At 57.4% G+C, this 23,058-nt stretch carries 17 protein-coding genes, 2 tRNA genes and 1 rRNA gene; 15 read left to right on the forward strand and 5 right to left on the reverse strand.

The genetic code is table 11. The features are described from left to right. Positions 1-15: 15 nt before the first annotated feature. The 3 genes from dxs to AY555_RS06805 are packed head-to-tail and all read right to left on the reverse strand — an operon-like array spanning position 16 to position 3,166. Entirely contained in the window at positions 16-1,941 is a 1,926-nt protein-coding gene (dxs, locus tag AY555_RS06795; RefSeq protein ID WP_066135051.1) for a 1-deoxy-D-xylulose-5-phosphate synthase, read from the reverse strand. 43 nt (positions 1,942-1,984) lie between these two features. Then, the gene (locus AY555_RS06800; protein WP_082811903.1) at positions 1,985-2,899 is read right to left on the reverse strand and encodes a polyprenyl synthetase family protein; all 915 of its coding nucleotides are present in this window, start codon (positions 2,897-2,899) and stop codon (positions 1,985-1,987) included. Positions 2,900-2,911: 12 nt separating this feature from the next. Beyond that, positions 2,912-3,166, reverse strand: coding sequence for an exodeoxyribonuclease VII small subunit (locus tag AY555_RS06805; protein ID WP_066135055.1), 255 nt, complete (start codon positions 3,164-3,166; stop codon positions 2,912-2,914). A 179-nt stretch (positions 3,167-3,345) separates the two neighbouring features. On the opposite strand from AY555_RS06805, the gene AY555_RS06810 reads away from it, so the two are divergent. Together AY555_RS06810 and AY555_RS06815 are read left to right on the forward strand one after the other, a co-directional pair. Next, positions 3,346-3,837: a DUF1178 family protein gene (locus AY555_RS06810; RefSeq protein WP_066135057.1), complete on the forward strand. Its 492-nt coding sequence runs from the start codon at positions 3,346-3,348 to the stop codon at positions 3,835-3,837. A gap of 61 nt (positions 3,838-3,898) precedes the next feature. Next, positions 3,899-5,371: a TrkH family potassium uptake protein gene (locus tag AY555_RS06815; RefSeq protein WP_066135058.1), complete on the forward strand. Its 1,473-nt coding sequence runs from the start codon at positions 3,899-3,901 to the stop codon at positions 5,369-5,371. 12 nt (positions 5,372-5,383) lie between these two features. Here AY555_RS06815 and ubiG read toward each other — a convergent pair whose 3' ends face one another. Then, on the reverse strand, positions 5,384-6,127 hold the full coding sequence (ubiG, locus tag AY555_RS06820; protein ID WP_066136733.1) for a bifunctional 2-polyprenyl-6-hydroxyphenol methylase/3-demethylubiquinol 3-O-methyltransferase UbiG: 744 nt from the start codon (positions 6,125-6,127) through the stop codon (positions 5,384-5,386). Positions 6,128-6,291: 164 nt separating this feature from the next. Here ubiG and AY555_RS06825 point away from each other — a divergent pair, with 164 nt between their 5' ends. The 10 genes from AY555_RS06825 to AY555_RS06875 all read left to right on the forward strand — a co-directional run bounded on the left by AY555_RS06825 (position 6,292) and on the right by AY555_RS06875 (position 19,328). Further along, positions 6,292-7,509 (forward strand): aspartate kinase, encoded by a 1,218-nt coding sequence (locus AY555_RS06825; RefSeq protein ID WP_066135059.1) that lies wholly within the window; start codon positions 6,292-6,294, stop codon positions 7,507-7,509. Continuing rightward, a complete protein-coding gene (locus tag AY555_RS06830; protein WP_245176894.1) occupies positions 7,509-8,576 on the forward strand; it encodes an NAD(P)H-dependent flavin oxidoreductase in 1,068 nt (355 codons plus the stop codon). The genes AY555_RS06825 and AY555_RS06830 overlap by 1 nt, the downstream gene beginning before the upstream one ends. 29 nt (positions 8,577-8,605) lie before the next feature. Continuing rightward, entirely contained in the window at positions 8,606-10,867 is a 2,262-nt protein-coding gene (gene ptsP / locus AY555_RS06835; protein ID WP_066135063.1) for a phosphoenolpyruvate--protein phosphotransferase, read from the forward strand. Between the two features lie 181 nt (positions 10,868-11,048). Then, positions 11,049-12,386 (forward strand): helix-turn-helix domain-containing protein, encoded by a 1,338-nt coding sequence (locus tag AY555_RS06840; RefSeq protein WP_066135065.1) that lies wholly within the window; start codon positions 11,049-11,051, stop codon positions 12,384-12,386. 96 nt (positions 12,387-12,482) lie between these two features. Continuing rightward, the gene (ispG, locus tag AY555_RS06845; RefSeq protein ID WP_066135066.1) at positions 12,483-13,613 is read left to right on the forward strand and encodes a flavodoxin-dependent (E)-4-hydroxy-3-methylbut-2-enyl-diphosphate synthase; all 1,131 of its coding nucleotides are present in this window, start codon (positions 12,483-12,485) and stop codon (positions 13,611-13,613) included. Between the two features lie 62 nt (positions 13,614-13,675). Further along, positions 13,676-14,929: a histidine--tRNA ligase gene (gene hisS, locus AY555_RS06850; RefSeq protein WP_066135068.1), complete on the forward strand. Its 1,254-nt coding sequence runs from the start codon at positions 13,676-13,678 to the stop codon at positions 14,927-14,929. A 10-nt stretch (positions 14,930-14,939) separates the two neighbouring features. Beyond that, positions 14,940-16,205 carry a glutamyl-tRNA reductase gene (gene hemA / locus AY555_RS06855; RefSeq protein WP_066135070.1) on the forward strand — a complete coding sequence of 422 codons (1,266 nt, stop codon included), beginning with the start codon at positions 14,940-14,942 and terminating at the stop codon, positions 16,203-16,205. Between the two features lie 7 nt (positions 16,206-16,212). Beyond that, positions 16,213-17,265, forward strand: coding sequence for a peptide chain release factor 1 (prfA, locus tag AY555_RS06860; RefSeq protein WP_066135072.1), 1,053 nt, complete (start codon positions 16,213-16,215; stop codon positions 17,263-17,265). 3 nt (positions 17,266-17,268) lie between these two features. Beyond that, complete coding sequence (gene prmC, locus AY555_RS06865) at positions 17,269-18,129, forward strand: peptide chain release factor N(5)-glutamine methyltransferase (RefSeq protein ID WP_066135074.1); 861 nt, start codon at positions 17,269-17,271, stop codon at positions 18,127-18,129. Between the two features lie 317 nt (positions 18,130-18,446). Next, on the forward strand, positions 18,447-19,328 hold the full coding sequence (locus AY555_RS06875; RefSeq protein WP_167798426.1) for a DUF4167 domain-containing protein: 882 nt from the start codon (positions 18,447-18,449) through the stop codon (positions 19,326-19,328). A 76-nt stretch (positions 19,329-19,404) separates the two neighbouring features. Here AY555_RS06875 and AY555_RS06880 read toward each other — a convergent pair whose 3' ends face one another. Beyond that, the gene (locus AY555_RS06880; protein WP_066135080.1) at positions 19,405-20,781 is read right to left on the reverse strand and encodes a M23 family metallopeptidase; all 1,377 of its coding nucleotides are present in this window, start codon (positions 20,779-20,781) and stop codon (positions 19,405-19,407) included. Positions 20,782-21,152: 371 nt separating this feature from the next. Between AY555_RS06880 and AY555_RS06885 the strand changes: the two genes are divergently transcribed. The 3 genes from AY555_RS06885 (at position 21,153) to AY555_RS06895 (ending at position 22,968) form a co-directional block, all read left to right on the forward strand. After that, positions 21,153-22,638 (forward strand): 16S ribosomal RNA (locus AY555_RS06885). Positions 22,639-22,788: 150 nt separating this feature from the next. Next, positions 22,789-22,865 (forward strand) — tRNA-Ile (locus tag AY555_RS06890). A 27-nt stretch (positions 22,866-22,892) separates the two neighbouring features. After that, positions 22,893-22,968, forward strand: a tRNA-Ala gene (locus AY555_RS06895). The last annotated feature ends 90 nt before the right edge of the window (positions 22,969-23,058 follow it).

Genomic DNA, 23,058 nt, shown 5'->3' on the forward strand with positions numbered 1-23,058 from the left:
TGTTCGCAAACGATCTCAGCGTGATACAGGCTTTATAGAAACACTGGTGTCGCTGTCCAGCAGCTCCATGACCTTTGCGGCAATGCATCCGGCATCAAGACCTGCTTCTTTCAACTGCCTAGCGGGTGTGTCCTGTTCGATAAAGGTATCGGGCAGGGTCAGCGTTCGTACCTTCAGGGCGCCGTCCAGAAGCCCGCGGTCTGACAGAGCCTTCATGACCCAAGACGAGAATCCGCCGGTTGCTCCATCCTCGACAACAAGAAGGATGGTGTGGCGTGTTGCCAGGTCTTGCAGCAGCGCAAGGTCAAGGGGCTTGGCAAAGCGGGCATCCGCCACGGTTGGTGACAGGCCATGGCTGCCCAGTATATCAGCAGCCTCCAGGCACTGGTGCAGGATGGTACCCAAGGCAAGCAGGGCCGTTCCCTTGCCTTCCCGGACGATTCGGCCCTTGCCAATCGGCAGGACCTGCGGTTTCTCGGGCAGGGGGACACCGACACCCTCACCACGGGGGTAGCGGAAAGCAAAGGGGCCACTGTCGTGGGCGGCGGCCGTAGCTACAGCATGCACCAGTTCGGCTTCATCCGAAGGGGCCATGATGGTCATGTTCGGCAGGCAGCCCAGATAGGCAAGGTCAAAGGAACCATGGTGGGTTGCCCCGTCAGCGCCAACCAGACCAGCCCGGTCGATGGCAAAGCGAACGGGAAGATTTTGCAGGGCAACATCGTGCACAACCTGATCATAGCCCCGTTGCAGGAACGTGGAATACAGGGCAGCAAAGGGCCGGTACCCCTCGGAGGCCAGGCCGGCAGCAAAGGTAACGGCGTGCTGTTCGGCAATGCCAACATCAAAGCAGCGATTCGGGAATGACGAGGCAAAAACATCCAGCCCCGTTCCTGAGGGCATGGCTGCCGTGATGGCGACAATGCGTGGATCCTGTCCTGCTGCATCGGTCAGGGCCCGGGCAAAGACCCCGGTATAGCTGGGGGCGTTGGGCTTGCTTTTTTCCTGTGCCCCGGTCATGACGTTGAAGCGTGCTACGCCGTGGTATTTGTCCGATGCCGCTTCGGCCGGGGCATACCCTTTGCCTTTCTGGGTCACAACATGAACCAGAACCGGTCCGTGACCATGGTCACGGACGTTACGCAGCACCGGCACAAGATGCTCTAGGTTGTGGCCGTCAATGGGGCCGACGTAGTAAAAGCCCAGTTCCTCGAACAGGGTTCCCCCGGTCATCATGCCACGGGCATACTCCTCCGCACGGCGTGCGGCGCGGTTCAACGATTCCGGGAAGCGCTTGATCAGTCCCTTGGCTAGGCTGCGCAGGGACACATAGGGCTTGGACGATATCAGCTTTGACAGATAGGCACTCATGGCCCCGACAGGCGGGGCAATCGACATATCGTTGTCGTTGAGAATGACAACCAGCCGGGCGTTCATGGCGCCGGCATTGTTCATGGCTTCATAGGCCATGCCTGCACTCATGGCGCCATCACCAATGACCGAAACAACATGGTTCCCGGAGCCTGACAGGTCACTGGCCACGGCCATTCCCAGGCCAGCGGAAATGGAGGTGGAGCTGTGTCCGGCCCCAAAGGGATCGTACTCACTTTCCGCACGGCAGGTGAAGCCCGAAAGGCCTCCCCCCTGACGGAGGGTCCGTATGCGGTCACGGCGCCCGGTCAGGATCTTATGTGGGTAGCACTGGTGACCAACATCCCAGATCAGCCTATCTTTCGGTGTGTTAAAGACATGATGCAAGGCGACAGTCAGCTCGACCACACCCAGCCCGGCACCTAGGTGCCCGCCAGTTGTCGAGACGGCATCGACAAGCTCTGCCCTCAGCTCCTCGCATAAAAGACCAAGCTGATCGATTGACAGATTCCGCAGGTCTGCAGGATATGTAATCGTATCAAGAAGCGGGGTGTCGGGTTTTGCCGGCAAAGGAAACCTCCGGTGCGATCAGGTGCGTGTTGTGTCGTGACTGTCAGCTCTGGCGCTCAAGGACATATCCTACAACATCGCGCAGCAAAGATGCTTCTTCGTCAAAGACTTTAAGGTGGGAAATGGCTTGTTCGCCAAGGGCCCGGGCCTGTTCCTTGGCTCTCTCCAGGCCGAGCAGGGTGACAAAGGTTGCCTTCCCGGCGGCGGCATCCTTTCCTTGGGTTTTACCCATGCGGGCTGGATCACCCTCTACGTCGAGAAGGTCGTCGACGATCTGGAAGGCCAGCCCTAGGTCGTGGGCATAAGCCTGTAGCGCGTGGCGGATCTGTGGCGGTGCTTTTCCAAGGATAGCCCCAGCCATGCACGAGAAGCCGATAATGCGGCCGGTCTTCATCTGGTGCATGCGGGTGATGGCGGAAACATCAAGCCCGAGATGATCCCGCCCTTTCCGTTCGGCCAGAAGGTCAACCATCTGCCCGCCAACCATGCCATGGGGTCCCGCAGCCTTGGCCAGTTCACTGACTAGAGTGCAGCGTACGGCGGGATCAGCATGGGTTGACGGGGCAGCAAGAACTTCGAACGCACGGGTCAGCAGGGCATCACCGGCCAAGATGGCTGTTGCTTCATCAAACTGGCGGTGGCAGGCCGGTTTTCCCCGGCGCATGCTGTCGTCGTCCATGGCCGGCAAATCATCGTGGACAAGGGAATAGCAGTGGACCATCTCCACTGCAGATGCGGTGCGCAAGGCCGCGGTTTCGCTGACATTGAACATGTCGGCTGTTGCTAGGACTAGGAACGGACGCAGCCGTTTGCCGCCAGCCAGCGTTGAATAGCGCATGGCTTCAAAGACCCGTCCCTCTGCTTCCGGTATCTCCGGTATCAGACGGGCGAGCATTGTTTCGACCGCAGCTGTTTTTTCTTTCAGGGCAGCCTGCAGGGCTAGGCTCATGCCGGGCATTGTTCTGGAACCTCAGGCTGGATCAAGGGGGGTTGTGCTGCTGGCTGTTCCGTCGGCAGCAAGAGCAATTTTTTCCACCCTGGCTGTTGCATCCGCCAGTCGCTTTTCACAGTGGAACTTGAGAAGGGTCCCGCGTTCATAGGCCCCGACAGCCTCGTCGAGTCGGACCTGACCACGCTCAAGCTGCTGGACAATCTGCTCCAGTTCGCGCAGGGCATCCTCGAAGCTGAGTCCGGCAATATCCGGGGGCAGGGTGGCGGTTGTCATGGCATCCTCTTCTCACTGGGGGCGCCAGAGTATAGGGCACCTGACGGCAAGGCAAGATATCTGGGCGCGATTTGGGAAGCCTGTTGACGGCTTCTGTATTGCCTTTGGTTTCCGGTCCGTTTAAACGACGGTGTCGGTTCCCAACATGCTGACATCTTGTATCATGACAAAGCAGCACGATGATCCTTTATGACTTTGCCTGTGCCGGTGGGCACACTTTTGAAAGCTGGTTTGCCAGCAGTGCGGCCTGTGATCGTATGATTGAAAAGCAGGCTGTGCTGTGTCCTGTCTGTGGCAGCGGCCAGGTTAAGAAAGCGCTTTCTGTTCCCAAGATTGCTAAAAAACGCGACGGGTGTGGCGTCGGTGATGAGCGGGATACGCCCCCTGTCTCAGCACGGGATACGTCTTCTGATGCAACACCGGGCGGGGTGCCTAGTCTGCGCAGCGAGCATGATGTCCGTCTGCGTGAGGCGATTGGCATGGTGCGACGTGTCATTGAGGAAAAGTGTGATTATGTGGGGCAGGGCTTTGCTGAAGAGGCCCGGAAGATCCACTATGGCGAGGTTGAGCCGCGTCCGGTTTATGGAGAGGCCTCACCGCAGGAATGTGATTCCTTGCGGGAAGAGGGGATAGAGTTTGCTTCACTGCCTTGGTTGGTAGAAAATGCTTGATCCTGCAGTGGGGCGCAGCAGGCAGGGTAGGCCACGGTGTGCGGGGGACATACAGCCATTCATGCAGCAACAAAAAGGGAATAGTCCGCTTGGTCTTCGGCCAGTTTTGTTTGTGGTCGGTGCGTTTCTGACCATCCTTGGGGTGGCCATGCTGGTGCCGGCTGCTGTTGACTTGGCCGGTGGCGATCCGGATTGGATCAGTTTTTTTGTCTCCGGAGCGTTGACTGTTCTGGTCGGCTTGTTGCTGACATTTGCCAATTTTGACCGGAATATCACCCTGTCCCGCCATCAGGCCTTCTTGCTGACGGTTCTGTCGTGGCTTGGCGTTACGGCCTTTTCAGCGATGCCGTTTCATTTGTCGCGTTTCCGTATGAGCTATACGGATGCATTTTTTGAAGCGATTTCCGGCCTGACAACAACCGGAGCAACGGTTATCACCGGCCTTGATCTGGCTCCTCCTGGTATTTTGTTGTGGCGTTCCCTGCTGCATTGGCTGGGCGGGATTGGAATTGTTGTTATGGCCATTTCACTGCTGCCGTTCCTGCGGGTCGGGGGTATGCAGCTGTTCAAGATGGAAAGTTCGGATACAGGTGACAAGGTGCTGGGAAAGGTCAGTCAGCTGGGAGCTGCCCTGGTTCTGATCTACATCGCCTTGACGACCTTGTGTACGGTTTTCTACCTGCTGGGCGGCATGACTCTTTTCGAGGCTGTCAATCATGCGATGTCGACCCTTTCTACGGGCGGCTATTCTACGTCGGACAGCTCCATTGCTCATTTCAACAGCCATTTTATCAACTGGGTTGCCATTGTTTTCATGATCTGCGGGGGGGTGCCCTTTACCCTGTTTATCCGCATGGGCCGTGGCGGGGTCCGGGTTCTGTTTTCTGATATACAGGTCAGGGGGTTTCTGGGCTTCCTGATCCTGACATCTGTTATTCTGACCGTGTGGATGATGCTGACTGGCAAGGACGATCTGTTTGATACCTTCAGCCACGTAATGTTCAGCGTTGTTTCGGTGGTCACAACAACCGGCTTTGCGAGTGCTGACTATACCCAGTGGGGCAATCTTGCCGTGGCCAGTTTCTTTGCTCTTTTGTTCGTTGGCGGATGCACTGGGTCAACGGCCGGCGGGATAAAGATCTTCCGTTTTCATATCGCCTGGAAGCTTTTTGTGTCGCATATCCACCGCTTGATCAGCCCGAATGCGGTGGAGGTCCAGCGGTACGGCGATCGCCGCATTACAGAAGATGTTGCTGCCTCGGTCCTGTTGTTTTTCTTCATCTATATTGCAACGGTTGGCGGTATTACCCTGTTCCTTGCTGCGGTTGGCCTAGACTGGGTTACAGCGATTTCAGGTGCTGCAACCGCAGTCGGGAACGTTGGGCCGGGCTTGGGTGATATTATCGGGCCGGTTGGCAACTTCCAGCCTCTTCCTGATGCTGCCAAGTGGGCCCTGTCCGTAGGTATGCTCCTTGGCCGTCTGGAGTTTTTCTCGGTTCTTGTGTTGTTGTTCTGGCGCTTCTGGCGGGATTGATCCCGGCCTGTGTCAGGCCGGGTGTTTGGCAATCAGGAGATAGTTGACGGACAGGTCATCGGTGATGGACCAGTCACCGGACAGGGGGTTGTAGCTCATTCCCCGTAGGTCGGTGACTTCCATGCCTCCACGGCGCAACCCGGCAGCAAATTCGCTGGGTTTCACAAATTTGTCCCAGTCGTGCGTTCCCTTGGGAAGCCAGCGCAGGATGTATTCGGCCCCGATCTTGGCTAGTAACATCGAGCGGATGGTACGGTTGATGGTGGCGCCGACCAGCATGCCCCCCGGCTTGACCAAGCTCGCACAGGTTTTCAGGAAGAAGTCCGGATCGGCGACGTGTTCAACGACCTCCATGGACAGGACCACATCAAATTGGGCCTTTTCCTCAACCAAGTTTTCCGCCAGCGTGGCCCTGTAATCAATATCTAGGCCAGAGCGGGCCGCATGGGTACGTGCCGTGCCGATATTCTTTTCCACCCCGTCGATGCCGGTGACGGCAAAGCCCAGCCGTGCCATGGGTTCAGACAGCAGGCCACCCCCGCAGCCGATATCAACCAGTGACAACCCCTGAAACGGCGTTGCATCAGCGGGATTCCGGCGGAAATGGGCGCAGGCTGCGTCGCGGATAAAGGACAGTCGCTGTGGGTTGAACCGGTGCAGGGGCTTGAACTTGCCTTCCGGATCCCACCACGAATCGGCCATGGCCTCGAATTTCGCCAGCTCTTCGGGCGATGCTGTGGTTTGAGCCTTGTTCATCCGGGCATACTCCGCTGGTTGACATACAGAAAAGACAACGCAAGACAGGTCTGGTGTGTCGGAACCTTGCGCCACAGAACCTGCCGGAGTATGTATACCGGCCCGCAGGTTCCGGCAATTGCAGAACCGTGTTTTACATGAATCCAAGGGACGGACTTTTCCCGATGGCTCGAGTTGTTATGAAGTTTGGCGGTACCTCCGTCGGGGATCTTGACCGTATCCGCAATGTCGCCCGCCGTGTGAAGTCCGAGGTTGACGCCGGTCACGAGGTGGCTGTTGTGGTATCGGCCATGGCTGGTGAAACCAACAAGCTGGTGGGATTCTGCCGGGATCTCGCTCCTCTGCACGATGTGCGAGAATATGATGTTGTAGTTGCAACAGGCGAGCAAGTTACGATCGGTCTTCTGGCTATGGCTCTTCAGGATCTGGGGGTCCGTGCCCGTTCATGGGCAGGCTGGCAGTTGCCCATTCACACCGACGGTGCACATTCCCGTGCCCGTATTGTGGGTATAGAGACTGCCGTACTGCTCCAGCGTATGGCCGGGGGCGAGGTGGCTGTGGTTGCCGGTTTCCAAGGCATGGGGCCTGATGGCCGGGTTACGACCCTTGGGCGTGGTGGTTCCGATACATCGGCTGTTGCCTTGGCTGCGGCAATAAAGGCTGATATCTGCGATATCTATACCGATGTTGATGGCGTTTACACAACCGACCCCCGTATTGTGGCCCGTGCCCGCAAGCTTGAAAAGATTACCTATGAGGAAATGCTGGAAAGCGCCTCTCTCGGGGCTAAGGTTCTGCAGGTCCGCTCTGTGGAAATGGCCATGAAACACGGGGTGCGGGTACAGGTCCGCTCCAGTTTCTCGGACGCAACCGGGACCATTATTTGTGACGAGGATGAAATCGTGGAAAAGGAACTTGTCAGCGGTATCACCTATTCCCGGGACGAGGCCAAAATTACCTTGGTCAATGTGCCGGATCGTCCGGGGGTTGCCGCCGCTATTTTTGGTCCCCTGACGGAAGCCAATATCAATGTGGACATGATCGTCCAGAATATTTCCCGCGGGATCGGGGCGACAGACATGACCTTTACGGTCAGCCGTGATGATTTCGGCCGGGCGGTGAAGGTTCTTGAGTCCCGCCAGAAGCAGCTGGGTTATGCTGAATTGGTAACGGATCCAGATGTCGCCAAGGTGTCGGTTGTCGGCGTTGGCATGCGCAGCCACGCAGGTGTTGCGCAGACGATGTTCGGGGCCCTAGCCGAGAAGGGTATAAACATACAGGTTATTTCCACGTCGGAGATCAAGGTTTCAGTTCTGATCGCCGAAGAGTATACCGAGCTGGCCGTGCGTTCCTTGCACACAGCGTATCGGCTGGATGCCTGATGATGGAGGGGAACGGAGTGTCGGCCACGCAGGATGTAACCGGGGACAGCAGAGGGCATCTTGATGGCCTCTGGGCTGCCGGCAAGGCTTTTCTGGGGTGTGAGTACGCCATTCTTGGCGGTGCCATGTCTTGGGTATCGGAGCGCAACCTGGTTTCAGCGGTGTCCAATGCCGGTGGGTTTGGTGTCATTGCCTCTGGTTCGATGACACCGGATCTGCTGGAGGTTGAGATACGGGCGACCCGTGCCCTGACCGGCAAGCCGTTTGGCGTGAACCTGATTACGATGCATCCGCGTCTGGATGACTTGATTTCTGTGTGTCTGGCGGAAAACGTGGGCCACATTGTTCTGGCCGGTGGTCTGCCTTCGTCCGCATCCATACGCCGTGTCAAAGATGGCGGGGCGCGGGTGATCTGTTTTGCACCGGCTGTAGTTCTGGCCAAAAAGCTGGTTCGTTCCGGTGTGGATGCCCTTGTGATCGAAGGAACCGAGGCTGGTGGCCATATTGGACCGGTTTCCACCAGTGTTCTGGCCCAGGAAGTCCTGCCTGTCATGCGCGATGTTCCGGTCTTTGTCGCTGGCGGCATCGGGCGCGGCGAGGCTATTGCGTCGTTCCTTGAGATGGGTGCGGCGGGGGTCCAGATTGGTACGCGGTTAGTCTGTGCCACGGAAAGTATCGCGCATCCGGCCTTCAAGCGTGCGTTCGTGAAAGCCAGTGCCCGTGATGCGGTCCCTACAGTCCAGCTTGATCCGCGTTTTCCTGTTATTCCGGTGCGTGCCCTTGTCAACAAGGGCACGGAGCTGTTCATGGAAACCCAGCGCGCTGTTATTGAGCGTTTTCGCGCCGGGGAACTGGACCAGAAAGAGGCCCAGTTGGAAATCGAGCATTTCTGGGCCGGGGCTTTGCGCCGGGCGGTAATCGATGGGGATGTGGATCATGGGTCCTTGATGGCCGGCCAGAGTGTTGGCATGGTCACGCGGGAACAGCCTGTGGCAGAAATTCTTCAGGAATTGGTGGGGCAGGCGGTTTCAGCCCTTGAAAACCGGGTGGGTGGTCCCAATATCTGACGGGTGTAAACCGGTAAGGGGGAGCAGGGATGAGCAAAATCGAGGTGGATGCAGACGTTGCCCGGCGTCTGCTGTCCCGTTTGCGCGATGTTCTGGCCGGCGATGGTGATGCGCAGAGCCGACTGGACGGCGTGGCCATGGTCATTGCTGATTCCCTTCAGGCTGAAGTTTGTTCCATTTATGTCATGCGTGCCGGTGAGGTCCTGGAGCTGTTTGCTACCGAAGGGCTGAACCAGTCTGCCGTTCACCAGACACGTCTGCGGGTGGCGGAAGGGCTGGTGGGGGATGTTGCCGCCCGTGGGCGGTCCCTGTCCTTGGCGGATGCTTGGCAGCATCCGTCGTTTGTCTATCGCCCGGAAACAGGCGAAGACCTTTTCCATTCCTTTGTCGGTGTTCCGATTATACGCGGGTCGCGGGTTATCGGTGTTCTGGTCGTGCAGAACAGGGATACCCGGGTGTTCTCTGATCTGGAGATCGAGACCCTGGAAACGGTCACCATGGTTCTGGCCGAGCTGATTGGCTCGTCGGACCTTGTCAGCCGTGATGAACTGATGCCTGCAGATGGCATCGGTCTGCTGCCACTGCGCCTCGATGGTCTGACCCTGGCGCCGGGTATCGGGATTGGTACCGTGGTGCTGCACGAACCCCGGCGCAGCATCAATGATGTTGTTGCCGAGGATCCGGAGTGTGAGCTTCATCGCCTTCACGAAGCCCTGCAGACCCTGCGGGCCGAGGTAGACACCATGATGGGGTTCGACGGGGTTAGCGGAGATTCCTTGGACATCCTGCGGGCCTATCGCATGTTTGCCCAGGACAAGGGCTGGATTGGCCGGATTTCGGACGCGGTACGATCCGGCCTGACGGCCGAGGCTGCGGTTATGAGGGTGCATGACGATACGCGCATGCGCATGCACCAAGTTTCTGATCCGTACCTGCGTGAGCGGTTACACGACCTTGAGGATCTGGCCAATCGTTTGCTGCGTCATCTGGCCGGCGAAGATGTTCAGGATGAATTGCCCGAGGATGCTGTCCTAGTGTGTCGTAATCTGGGCCCGACCGAGCTTCTGGATTATGACCGTTCCCGCCTGTGTGGTCTTGTGATGGAAGAGGGATCACGCACCATGCATGCGGTCATTGTGGCCCGTGCGCTGGGAATTCCGGTTGTGGGGCGTGTTGATTCGGTGTTCTCGATGGTGGAGTCTGGTGATTCTGTCATTGTGGATGGTGAACACGGGCAAGTATTTATCCGTCCATCGGAAGATATCTGCCTGCAGTTCGAGGAATCGCTGTGCCTGCGACAACACAAGTTGCAGGCATGGGCGCAGCTGCGAACCGTGCCTGCGGTTAGTCGTGACGGCGTAACGGTTAATCTCATGCTCAATGCGGGGCTTCTTCTGGATCTACCTCACCTAGAGGAAACAGGGGCCAGCGGCATTGGTCTTTACCGGACGGAGCTGCCGTTCATGTCCCGTCCGGCTTTGCCGGATGTCGCCGCACAGCGTGCGCTGTACAGCCGGATATTGGATTATGCCGGGCCAGAGCGTCCGGTCGTATTCCGTACCCTGGATGTCGGGTCTGACAAGGTGTTGCCGTACTGGCACAGCACGCGTGAGGAAAATCCGGCTCTGGGGTGGCGCTCGGTACGTATTTCCATGGATCGGCCGGCGATCTTTCTTGAGCAGCTTCAGGCCCTTGTCCAAGCAGCGCATGGCCGTGTGTTGTGTGTCATGTTCCCGATGATTTCGACGGTTGAGGAATTCTGTCAGGCCCGTCAGCTTCTGGACATGGAACTCTCCCGTCAGGGGGCTGCGGGTTTTGTGCCGTCTGCCGTTCGCGTTGGTACAATGCTGGAGGTTCCCTCCCTGCTTTGGGAGTTGCCCGCTTTGCTGGATCATGTTGACTTCCTGTCGATTGGAACCAACGACCTGTCGCAGTTCCTGTTTGCAACAGACCGTGGCAATCCCAGTGTGGCCGACCGCTATGACGTTCTCTCACCACCGTTCCTGAAGGTGGTGAGGCAGGTTGTCCGGGCTTGTGCCGATGCCGGTGTTGCCTGTTCAGTATGTGGGGAAATGGCTGGGCGGCCGCTGGAAGCTGTTGTGCTGGCCGCGCTTGGTGTTCGGACGTTGTCCATGTCGGCTTCGGGGGTTGGTCCTGTCAAGGCTGCTGTCCGGGATGCAAATTTGGGTGATCTTGCGGGCTATCTGGATGATCTTCTGAATTTGGGGTATCGTTCTTTGCGCGAACGTTTACGTGGCTATGCCCGCGATCATGGGATTTCCCTTCCCTGAGTGTCGTGTGTTTTGTGTGCGGGGTTCTTCCTCATGGTGTGGGGCAGTGGTTGCAGACCATGCTGATTTTTTGATAGCGTGTAGCAGAGCCGGTGCCGTCGCCCGACAACTGGAGTATTCACGGATCTGGTTTCCGGAGTGCTTGCCGTGAAGAAGAGTACAAGGATTGTGGACCGCCGTGATGATAGATGTTCTCAAATCCCCTGATGCTGTGCTGTCCCGTGTTGGTGAAGTGGGGCGGCTGCTGCGTGAGGCGCGCGAAGAATCCCGGCAGAATGTTTCCGACGTATCGGATCGTCTGCGCATACGTAGTGCTTTCTTGGTTGCGATCGAGGAAGGCCGCTACAACGAGTTGCCCGGACCAACCTACGCTGTGGGCTTTGTGCGTGCGTATGCTGGCTTTCTCGGTCTTGACAGCGCAGAGGTTGTGCGCCGTTTCCGCGAGGAAAGTGCGATGGTGCCCGGTCGTTCGCATCTGGAGTTTCCCGGCCCGGCCACGGATGGTGGCATGCCATCCCGCAATCTCCTTGTTGCTGCCGTGGTCATGGTTGGTTTGGTCTATGGTGGCTGGCGCTTGGTTGATTCCACGGATACGTCCTTGGCTGTCCTTGTGCAGGAAGTTCCGGATCGCTTTATGTCCCTGATCAATGGGGGGGCTGTGCCTGTTGTTGATACGGGAGATGAGCCTGTCCTTAGGGAGCCGGAGATGCCGGGGCATGTTGATGCCGATGAAGGTTCGGTCCGTATGGCGCCAGCGCAGGATGCGGATCATACGGTTTTGCCGCTGTCATCTGACCCTGTGCCGTCCGGTGTTCTTGATGCGGAAGAAAGAAGATCGGCTGAGCCTGAGTTGGTAGATGCCAAGACTGGACCGGATCATACACCGGGTGAGAAGACCGGGGAGCCCGTGACTGGTTCTGCCGCCGATTCTGTTGATACGAGTGATCCTGTAGGGGGAGATGCTGCGTCTGCCCGTGCCGGGGAACCATCGGTACCGGACTCTTCCGGGCGTGCGGATGCTGTCGTGCCGCTTCCGACTGTCGATCCTGTTGTTCCTGCTGCCCCCTCTGTCTCTGTGGAGCAGAAGGCTCAGCCTGTGCCCCCGATGCCGCTTTCGCGCCCGACCCCGCCGTCCGTTCGTCGAGATCCCCAGGCAGCACCGGTGGAGCGTCGTGGGTCGGCAGCGGCACCATCCCAGACAGAAGTCAGTGCAGTGCCACTGCGTGTTCCCGGGAATGGCGCGGCTACTCCGCGTCGTATTGTCCTGCGCGCTACCCAGGATTCGTGGGTGCAGGTGCGTTCTCCCCAAGGGCTGGTTCTCAGTCGTTTGATGCGGCGCGGGGAGGAGCTGGAAGTGCCGAATCGCAAGAACCTAGAGCTGATGACCGGTAATGCCGGCGGCCTGAGGGTAGAGGTTGATGGGGCGGTGATGCCCCTGTTGGGCAAAGCAGGGGAGGTTCGCCGTAACATCCCCTTGGACCCGGATGCCCTGAGAACGGCCGAAAATCCAGCGGGTTAGCATTTACCGGGTCAGCTGGGCGCAAACCCCCGTTCCGTTCTGGCGGAGGCTGGTTTATAACCGGCCCGGATCCCTTTGTCCGGAGGTTGCAGGATTATGAGTGTCCGGGAATACCGCCAGATCATGCGCAGGAAATCCCGCAAGATTTTTGTCGGGCCGGTTGCTGTGGGGGGGGATGCCCCCATATCGGTCCAGACCATGACCAATACACTGACCACAGATGTGCAGGCGACGCTGGACCAGATTCACCGTGCCGCAGCAGCGGGTGCTGATATCGTGCGGGTCTCGTGTCCGGATGAGGAGTCCACGGCCGCTCTTCGCCACATTGTGCGGGGTTCTCCGGTGCCCTTGGTTGCCGATATTCATTTCCACTACCGCAGGGCTATCGAAGCGGCGGAGGCCGGGGCTGCGTGTCTGCGCATCAATCCCGGCAATATCGGGTCGGATGACCGTGTGCGCGAGGTTGTGAAGGCTGCCAAGGATCATGGGTGTTCGATCCGCATTGGCGTTAATGCCGGATCGTTGGAGCGTGACCTTCTGGAGCGTTACGGAGAGCCTTGCCCCGGTGCAATGGTTGAAAGTGCCCTGCGGCATCTTCGTATTCTGGAGGATAATGATTTCTTCGAGACCAAGATCAGTGTGAAGGCATCCGATGTCTTTCTGGCGGTTGCAGCGTATCAGGAGCTGGCTGATGCCTGTGATTATCCGTTGCATTTGGGCATTACCGAAGCCGGTGCATTGCGCACAGGCACGGTCAAAAGTTCGATCGGTCTTGGTATGCTGCTGTGGAGCGGGATCGGTGACACAATCCGCGTATCCCTGTCGGCCCCGGTCGAGGAAGAGGTTCGTGTTGGCTTCGATATTCTCAAGGCGCTTGACCTGCGTCACCGCGGTGTCCGCATTGTCTCGTGTCCTTCCTGTGCGCGGCAGGGGTTTGATGTGATCCGGACGGTCGAGATTCTGGAACAGCGTTTGGCCCATATCAACACGCCTGTCAGCCTTTCGATCATTGGCTGTGTTGTCAACGGACCGGGGGAGGCACGTGAAACCGATATCGGCCTGACGGGCGGCAAGGGCAATCACATGGTGTATGTGGCAGGGCGACAGGATCACAAGATTGATCCAGATCGTATGATTGACCACTTGGTCGAGATGGTGGAAAAGCGCGCTGCGGCCATAGAAGCCGAGAAAGCCGGCGGTGGTCAGGAAAGCATGGTTACAGGGTAGCCTTTTCGTTAACGTCAATACCTTCTGTTTTCACGTTTTTTGAGTTCCGGGAGAAAAGTATTATGGCTTCCCTTCAGCCTGTTCGCGGTACGCGCGACCTTATGGCCGATGACGTACGCCGCCACAGGGCTGTTATCGAACAGGCCCGTTCTGTCAGTGCCCTGTACGGCTTTGACGAGATTATGACGCCGATTTTCGAATTTACCGAAGTGTTTAGCCGTACCATCGGTGAGACGTCGGATATCGTGTCCAAGGAAATGTATGCGTTTGAGCGATCGGGCGATCGCCTTTGCCTGCGCCCCGAAGGCACAGCGGGTGTTTGCCGGGCTTTTCTGTCCAACGGGCTGGTGCAGCAGGTTCCTTTTCGTGCCTTCTATGCTGGGCCGATGTTTCGTTACGAGCGCCCGCAAAAGGGGCGTCAGCGCCAGTTTCACCAGCTTGGCGTCGAACTTCTGGGGGTTGACAGCCCCCGTGCAGATGTGGAAGTTCTCTCCCTCGCAGCCCACATCTTGGATCTTTACGGATTGAAAGACCGGGTCCGGCTTGAGATCAATACGCTTGGCGATACAGAAAGCCGTATGGCGTACAGGGATGCGTTGCGGTCCTGGCTTTCACGTTACCGCGATGATCTGTCTGAAGAAAGCAAGATCCGCTTAGAGAAAAACCCGCTGCGGATTCTGGACTCCAAGGATGAAAAGGACCGTGCGTTGATTGCAGACGCACCGGGTATGGCAGACTATCTGAATGCGGCGTCGCAGCATTTCTTTGACGCTGTTCAGGATGGTCTTTCCCGGCATGGTATTGCCTTTAGCGTCAATCAGAAACTGGTTCGTGGTCTGGATTACTATTGTCACACAGCGTTTGAGTTTGTGACCGATGATCTGGGTGCCCAGGGAACGGTTTTGGCCGGCGGTCGTTATGATGGCCTGATTGAGACTATGGGGGGGCCGCATGTTCCGGGTATCGGCTGGGCTGCTGGTGTCGAGAGGCTGGCGATGATGATGGCCGATGTACCACCCCGTCTGCGCCCACTGGCTGTGATACCGGCCAGCCCGGCGCTGGAGGTGGACGCTGATCAGCTGGTGTCGCGTTTGCGTCATGCTGGGTTTGCGGTCGATATGGCTTTTTCGGGCGCCATGAAAAAAAGGATGAAACGGGCCAATGCGGTCCATGCTTGTGCAGCCCTTTTGCTGGGAGAGGATGAGCAGGCGCAGGGTGGCGTAACCGTACGGGACCTTGATACGGGTGGGCAGGAACTGGTGCCTCTGGCCAGCTTGGAGGAGGCGTTGGCGCGTTTCCGCTCCTGTCACGGGTAATGGGCGTGTAATGGTCGGGCGGGCGGCAGATCTTCTGTGTATTGTCGGGGTGAACCACCGTTCCGGCACGCTTGCCCTGCGGGATTCCTTGGTTTTCGAGGACCAGGATATTCCTGCTGCCCTGCATGCGCTGAAAGCATCGGGGATCGGACAGGCTGTCCTGTTGTCCACCTGTGACCGTGTGGAAGTGATTGCTGTCGGTTCCGATCCGTCTGCGCTGTGTATGGCTGCGATGGCATTCCTGGCCGGGCATGCCGGTCAGAGTGTGGAAGAGATCCGGCAGCAGGGGTATGTCCGGCACGGGAAAGAGGCTGTGCAGCATTTGTTTGCTGTTGCGTCTTCCCTGGACAGCATGGTGATCGGGGAACCGCATGTTCTTGGACAGCTGAAGGCGGCGCATCGTCTGTCTCGCGAACAGGGGATGACAGGGTCGGCTCTGGAATCCTGTTTGCAGGCTGCGTACGCTACGGCAAAGCGCGTGCGTCAGGAAACAGGTGTCGCCCGGCATCCTGTATCCCTGACGGCATCCGCCTTGCAGGTGGCCCGTGATCTTTTCGGTGACTTGCGATCGCGGAGCTTGCTGGTCATTGGCGGTGTTGATCTGGGTGATATGATGGCCGATGCCTTTCAGGAGGCCGGCGTCAGCGCGATTATGGCAAGTGCCCGTCGACCATCCCTTGCGGAGCGTCTGGCAGCCCGCCTGAATGGCCATGTTCTGCCCTTTGAAGCGATTGCAACGGCTTTGGTGAATGCCGATATTGTGATTGCCTCGGTTGGGGCGCGAACGTGGTCGGTGACAGCGGATATGGTGGCCATGGCACTGCGAATGCGCCGTCAGAAGCCCGTTCTTCTTCTTGATCTGGGTGTTCCCGGTGACATAGAAGCCGCTGTCGGGCGTATGCCAAATGCCTTCCTCTATGACATGCAGGATCTGGAGCATGTGGCAGAGGAGGGGCGAAGCCTGCGGGAGAATGAAGCCCGGGCCGCTTGGTCCCTGGTTTCGGCAGAGGTGGCTTCGTTCTTTCGTTGCCATGCAGAGCGTGATGCGGTTCCCGTTATTGCGGCCTTGCATCAGAGGTTTGAGGCCGAGCGTCTGCGTGCCCTGCACGAAGCCGGGGATGATGCGTCAAAGGCAACCCGTTTGTTGATTGGCCGCTTGCTGCATGATCCGTCCGAGACCCTTCGCTCCATGGCCGGAAGACCGGACAGCGCAGAGGATTATCGGTGGGCAGAACGCGTATTGCGGCGTTTGTTTGTTCTGGAAAACAAGGACTGATACACACGTGAGTCTTGATGAGAAGCTGGGGCGGGTTCTGGCCCGCCATGATGAAATTTCTGCCCTGTTGCAACAGCCCGGTGCCGATGTTGCCCGCCTGTCCAAGGAGCTTTCGGAGCTGGATCCTGTTGTTGAGAAGGTTCGTGCCTTTCGTGATGTCCGTTCGGCTTTCCAGGATGCCGAGAGCCTGCTGTCAGACCCCGAGATGAAGGATCTGGCCGAGGAAGAATACCTCCGCCTGAAGCGTCTGTTACCGGATCTTGAGCAGGCCGTACGCATTGCTCTTCTGCCCGGTGATGAAGCCGACAGCCGTAACGCCGTTCTGGAAGTTCGTGCCGGGACGGGCGGAGAAGAGGCCGCCCTGTTTGCAGCGACCCTGTTCCGTATGTATGACCGTTATGCCGCCATGCATGGGTGGTCATTTGAAATCCTGGATGCCAACGAAACGGGTTTGGGCGGGTACCGCGAGGCGGTTGCCCGTATCAGCGGACGCAATGTTTTTGGTCGTCTGAAGTATGAATCCGGTGTGCACCGTGTACAGCGTGTACCGGAAACAGAATCGTCGGGGCGGATTCATACGTCTGCTGCAACGGTTGCGGTTTTACCCGAAGCGCTGGAGGTGGATGTTCAGGTTGAGGACAAGGACCTCCGTATCGATACCTATCGGTCCCAAGGTGCTGGCGGTCAGCATGTGAACACCACTGATTCAGCCGTCCGGATTACCCATATACCGACCGGCGTGGTGGTTGCCTGTCAGGAAGAGCGCAGTCAGATCAAGAACCGCGCAAAGGCCATGATGATGTTGAGGGCTCGCCTGTACGACAGCCAGCGCCGCCGTGCCGAGGCTGAGCGGGCCGCAGACCGTCGGTCTCAGGTGGGATCCGGTGATCGGTCGGAGCGCATCCGGACTTATAATTTCCCGCAGGGTAGGGTGACAGATCACCGGATCAACATGACAACCTACACCATCGACCGCCTGATGCAGGGCGATGGTCTGGACGAGTTTATTGATGCCCTGATGGCCGATGACCAAGCTGCGCGTCTGGCTGAGCTGGATTGAGGCATGGAAGAGCCGTTAGGTCAGGTTCTGCAAACGGTAACCTGCCGTCTGGATGCAGCGGGGGTAGACAATCCGCGTTTTGACGCGCGTCAACTGATAGCCGCTGCAACCGGATTATCAGCGCGGTCCTTGTCGCTGCATCCTGACCGTCCTGTATCTGTCGCGGAACAGGAGGTGCTTGAAACGTTCGTTCGGCGCCGTGAAGCGCGGGAGCCTGTGGCACGGATTATGGGGCATCGTGGTTTTTGGACGCTGGAGCTGGCCCTGAACGCGGCAACACTCGACCCGCGGCCCGATACCGAAACCCTTGTTGAAGCTGTTCTGCGTAATATCCCTGATCCGGACATTCCTTTGCGCATTCTGGATCTGGGAACCGGGAGTGGGGCTATTCTTGTTGCCCTGTTGCGTGAACTGCCCCATGCGTATGGGGTTGGTATTGATCTTGCTCCCGCAGCGGCTGCGATGGCGTTTTGTAATGCTCATGCCAATGGCGTTGGTGACAGGGCGTCTTTTATCGTGGGTTCCTGGGGGCAGAGCCTTGTTGGGACGTTCGATGTTATTGTGTCCAACCCGCCTTATATCCCGCTATCAGATATAGCCACTCTTGAGCCGGAAGTACGCCTGTATGACCCCGCTCTGGCCTTGGTGGGCGCAGATGATGATGGGCTGGGGTGTTATCGGGCTTTGATCCCGGATGCAGCCCGTTTGCTCTCTCCCGGTGGTCTTTTGGCTGTGGAGGTCGGGATCGGGCAGGCTGATGCCGTTGCCGCTCTGTTCACAGCCCATGGTTTTTCTGTGCCGACACGGTACCCTGATTTAGGGGGAGTGGAGCGTTGCCTTGCTTCTGTTTCAGGGGGTTCCTGAACACGGTAAGGGCAGTTTGTGAAAAAAAAGAAAGGATAACTGTAAAAAAGAGCTTGGAAGAGAGAGCAGACCCGCTTAGGGTTAGAGGTGATGCAAGGCGCTGAGGCGCCGGGGGTAAACACGCCGCATGTGGCGTGTCTCGTGAAGTCAATCAAAATACAGAAAGATCCGGAGATCCGAATTTTTTCAGACTGGTTGTCGTTGCGTACGTGTCCTTACGGACGCCCCGGGCGAGTACCACGCGAAAATCATTATCCTGCATGGCGTGTGCCGGTTGTTTTCCGGTTATGGGTTCCTGTTGTGCCATTGCGGGATTCGTGAATAAACGGGACGCTCCCCGAACGGGAGGTCGAATTCTTGATGTTGATGGAGTCATGAAGCCAGGCTCGAACGGCAAGGGCCGCATGCGCGGCCGCAATAACCAGCCCCAGTCCCAGATGTACAAGGGACGGGGGCCATCGCGCAACCAAGTGTATGACAGCAACGGACCGGGTGTTCGTGTGCGCGGAAATGCGCATCAGGTTGTTGAGAAGTATCAGGCCTTGGCCCGTGATGCGGCTGCTTTGGGTGATCGCCTGCTGTGCGAAAACTATCTGCAGCACGCAGAGCACTATCTCCGCATTATTCTCGCTATCAATCAGAACAATCCGCAGCGCTCGGTTATGAGGCTTGATCAGGGGCAAGCCCTAGAAGGCCCGGACGAGTTTTATGAGGATGGTGAAGATTTGCAGGAGGCAACGGTTGAGGCTGTTGGTCTTGCAGGCGGTGCGGGATCTGTTGCTGCCCCTAGCGTTGCTATGGAAGAAGTCTCTTCTGAATTTGGCAATGAGGGACAGTCGCGTCAGCGACGTCCGCGGGATGCTGATTTCCGTCCTCGTTCCGATCGACGTGGTGACACGAGAAACCGGCGTAATGATGAGCATCCTGTCCGTGAGAGGGAGGTTTTCTCTGCTCCGGTGCCTGGCAGCGAAGCTCAGCCTTTTGTTGTCATGCCAAGTGAGGTTGATCAGGCTGGCCCCGCAGTTGTTGCACAAGCGCCTGCTCCTGCTATCCATCAGGAAGCATCGGTTTCCAGTGTAAGTGACGTTGATGCGGCCGCTTCAGATGTATCAACTACGGACGTCAGGAAGCCGCGTCGTCGTCGTGCAGTGGCCCGTGCTGCTGTTGATCCTGTATCGACAGAGCAGGCTGAGGCGTGATGATCGGTCTGTTTCTTTACTGACCTAGTAAAAAAGCCCCCTTCTGCAGGGGGCTTTTTTGATCAGACAGGAAGCGTTAGTGTGCGCGTGCAAGCTTTCTGTTCATACCAACAGGAAGATCTGCATACACTTTCTCCATTGTAGCCCGTTGCCCTTGGAAACGTCTCAGTTCAGCACCAGCCAAGACATTCCCCGTTGGGAACTTGACACCAAGCGGATTAACTTGTTTGCCCTTCTTTATGATCTCGTAGTGCAGGTGTGGGCCTGTCGAGCGGCCTGTTGTTCCTACGTAGCCAATAACCTCCCCCTGCCGGACACGCTTACCTGTTGCTATACCTTTGCCGATCGCAGACATGTGGGCATACGCGGTAGCGTACTCGTTGTTATGGCGTAAACGAACGTAATTGCCATAGCTTCCCTTGAAGCCAGCAATTTCAATGACGCCATCACCGGCTGCGTAAATGGGAGTACCGCGTGGCGCGGCGAAGTCAACGCCCTTGTGCATGCGGGAATACCCAAGAACAGGGTGCACGCGGGTACCAAAACCTGATGTCAGCCTAGCCCCATTGATCGGAGTTCTCAGGAGCGCCTTCCGAACACTCTCGCCCTTGCTGTTGAAATAATCGATCCGCCCGTCTTTACTTTCGTGGCGCCACAGGGCGGTTGTCCGTCCTGAGAGCGTCATTGCAGCATAAAGCAGAACGGCATCGCCCACCGGCTCACCCCGTGGGGTTACCTTGCGCCGGATAAGCAGGGCAAACCGATCGCCTTTCTGTATGTCCCGCTGAAAGTCGACATCATAAGAAAAGATATTGATCAGGTTCTGTATGATATCAACCGGCACACCAGCTTCACCCGCTGCTGCAAACAAGCTTGTTCCAATGTCGCCCTCAATCCGGACCATTTCGTCATTGAGTGGGGTCTTGATTGACGACGATGAGAAGCTACCGTCATCACTCCGGGAAGACTGCACCTTGAAGGCAGGGCTGGGCTCAAGGGAAAAGCCTTGGAACAACTGGTGCTGGTTCTCAGGCTCATCAAATGTGACTGTTATTTCATCACCAACACGCAGAGAACGTGGATCATAGACGCTACGCAAGGCTTCGATGGCTGAATGGGCATCTTGCCGTTCCACGCCAGCTGATATTAAGGCACCCATCAGGGTGTCGCCCTGTTCTATCTTGACCGTATGTATGCGGGGCGTAGCAGGTGACGGATGCGTCGCTTTTGAGGTGATGGTGTCACTGCCAGAAGAGGGCGGTGGGGATGCCATCGAAAAGCTACGGGGTCCGGCAACAATTGGTACCTGAGCATCGGCAGTGATGGATGATTTTTTACGTTGGGAAGATAGATGTTGTGGTGCGGGGGCGGCAAGATGAGAGACAACCAGTACAGCAGCAGCGCCAAAAAGCATTCCAACTGTCGCAAAGATAACCGGTTTTCCGTGCCGCACCCTGATGATCCTTATCCAAACACAAACACAGCCTGACGCGCGTAAGCGGTGATACTATCGACACTGATACCCAGAGACAACCACGAAGGTTGACGATATGTGATTGCAGTCATGCTCTATAACGCCCATGCGTTTGGTGGCTGAGGTTTAATTTTTTTGGTATTAGTTTAATGAATTGTGTTGACGATTTTTGGATTGGGGCTTAGAAGGTGCGTCCCGACGCTGAGGGACTGGAGTTTCTGGTTTTTGATTGTTGGTGTTGTTAGGCAGAGTGAAGAGACGGAAGGGATACGTGGACGACCGTGTTTAGACGGTAGTCTAGTATCTTTGATTTAAGCATACGCTTTGTGAAGTTAAGAGACTGTCGATTATGACTTGAGAGTTTGATCCTGGCTCAGAACGAACGCTGGCGGCAGGCCTAACACATGCAAGTCGAGCGCCCGGATTTATCCGGGAGCGGCGCACGGGTGAGTAACGCGTGGGAACATGCCCTGAAGTACGGAACAACCTGGGGAAACCTTGGCTAATACCGTATACGCCCTGAGGGGGAAAGATTTATCGCTTTGGGATTGGCCCGCGTTGGATTAGCTAGTTGGTGTGGTAACGGCGCACCAAGGCGACGATCCATAACTGGTCTGAGAGGATGACCAGTCACACTGGGACTGAGACACGGCCCAGACTCCTACGGGAGGCAGCAGTGGGGAATATTGGACAATGGGCGAAAGCCTGATCCAGCCATGCCGCGTGAGTGAAGAAGGCCTTCGGGTTGTAAAGCTCTTTCAGCGGGGACGATGATGACGGTACCCGCAGAAGAAGCCCCGGCTAACTTCGTGCCAGCAGCCGCGGTAATACGAAGGGGGCTAGCGTTGTTCGGAATTACTGGGCGTAAAGCGCGCGTAGGCGGCTTTGTCAGTCAGGGGTGAAATCCCGGGGCTCAACCCCGGAACTGCCTTTGATACTGCAAGGCTTGAGTCCGTGAGAGGATGGTGGAATACCCAGTGTAGAGGTGAAATTCGTAGATATTGGGTGGAACACCGGTGGCGAAGGCGACCATCTGGCACGGTACTGACGCTGAGGTGCGAAAGCGTGGGGAGCAAACAGGATTAGATACCCTGGTAGTCCACGCTGTAAACGATGAGTGCCAGCTGTCGGAATGCATGCATTTCGGTGGCGCAGCTAACGCATTAAGCACTCCGCCTGGGGAGTACGGCCGCAAGGTTAAAACTCAAAGGAATTGACGGGGGCCCGCACAAGCGGTGGAGCATGTGGTTTAATTCGAAGCAACGCGCAGAACCTTACCAGCCCTTGACATGGGGATCGCGGAACCGGAGACGGTTCCTTCAGTTCGGCTGGATCCCACACAGGTGCTGCATGGCTGTCGTCAGCTCGTGTCGTGAGATGTTGGGTTAAGTCCCGCAACGAGCGCAACCCTCGTCCTCAGTTGCCATCATTAAGTTGGGCACTCTGGGGAAACTGCCGGTGACAAGCCGGAGGAAGGTGGGGATGACGTCAAGTCCTCATGGCCCTTACGGGCTGGGCTACACATGTGCTACAATGGCGACTACAGAGGGAAGCCACTTCGCGAGAAGGCGCAAATCCCAAAAAGTCGTCCCAGTTCGGATTGCACTCTGCAACTCGAGTGCATGAAGTCGGAATCGCTAGTAATCGTGGATCAGCACGCCACGGTGAATACGTTCCCGGGCCTTGTACACACCGCCCGTCACACCATGGGAGTTGGTTTTACCCGAAGACGGTTCGCTAACCGCAAGGAGGCAGCCGGCCACGGTAGGGTCAGCGACTGGGGTGAAGTCGTAACAAGGTAGCCGTAGGGGAACCTGCGGCTGGATCACCTCCTTTCAAGGATGTATCCGGGGCAACCTGGATCACCGAGAACAAAACGCCGTGATATCACGGCATCGCACCGAAAGGTGCACCCGATACGGTCGTCCTCGTATCCCTTCCGCAGTCAGACCGTACCATACATGGTACACGCCGGTGCACAGGCTCGGGCCTGTAGCTCAGGTGGTTAGAGCGTACGCCTGATAAGCGTAAGGTCGCTGGTTCGAGTCCAGCCAGGCCCACCACCGATGCCCAGGCACACCCGCGGCCCAGGGGGCTTAGCTCAGCTGGGAGAGCGATAGCTTTGCAAGCTATAGGTCATCGGTTCGATCCCGATAGCCTCCACCACCGCGCCGCACTGACTGCAGGGAAATCCGTTCGGGGCCATGCCCCGATACCGTCTCGTTGTTATTCATTGTAAAGAAGCAAGCAATTAAA

The organism is Haematospirillum jordaniae (genome assembly GCF_001611975.1).
In the GTDB taxonomy this organism is placed as follows: Bacteria; Pseudomonadota; Alphaproteobacteria; order Rhodospirillales; family Rhodospirillaceae; genus Haematospirillum; species Haematospirillum jordaniae.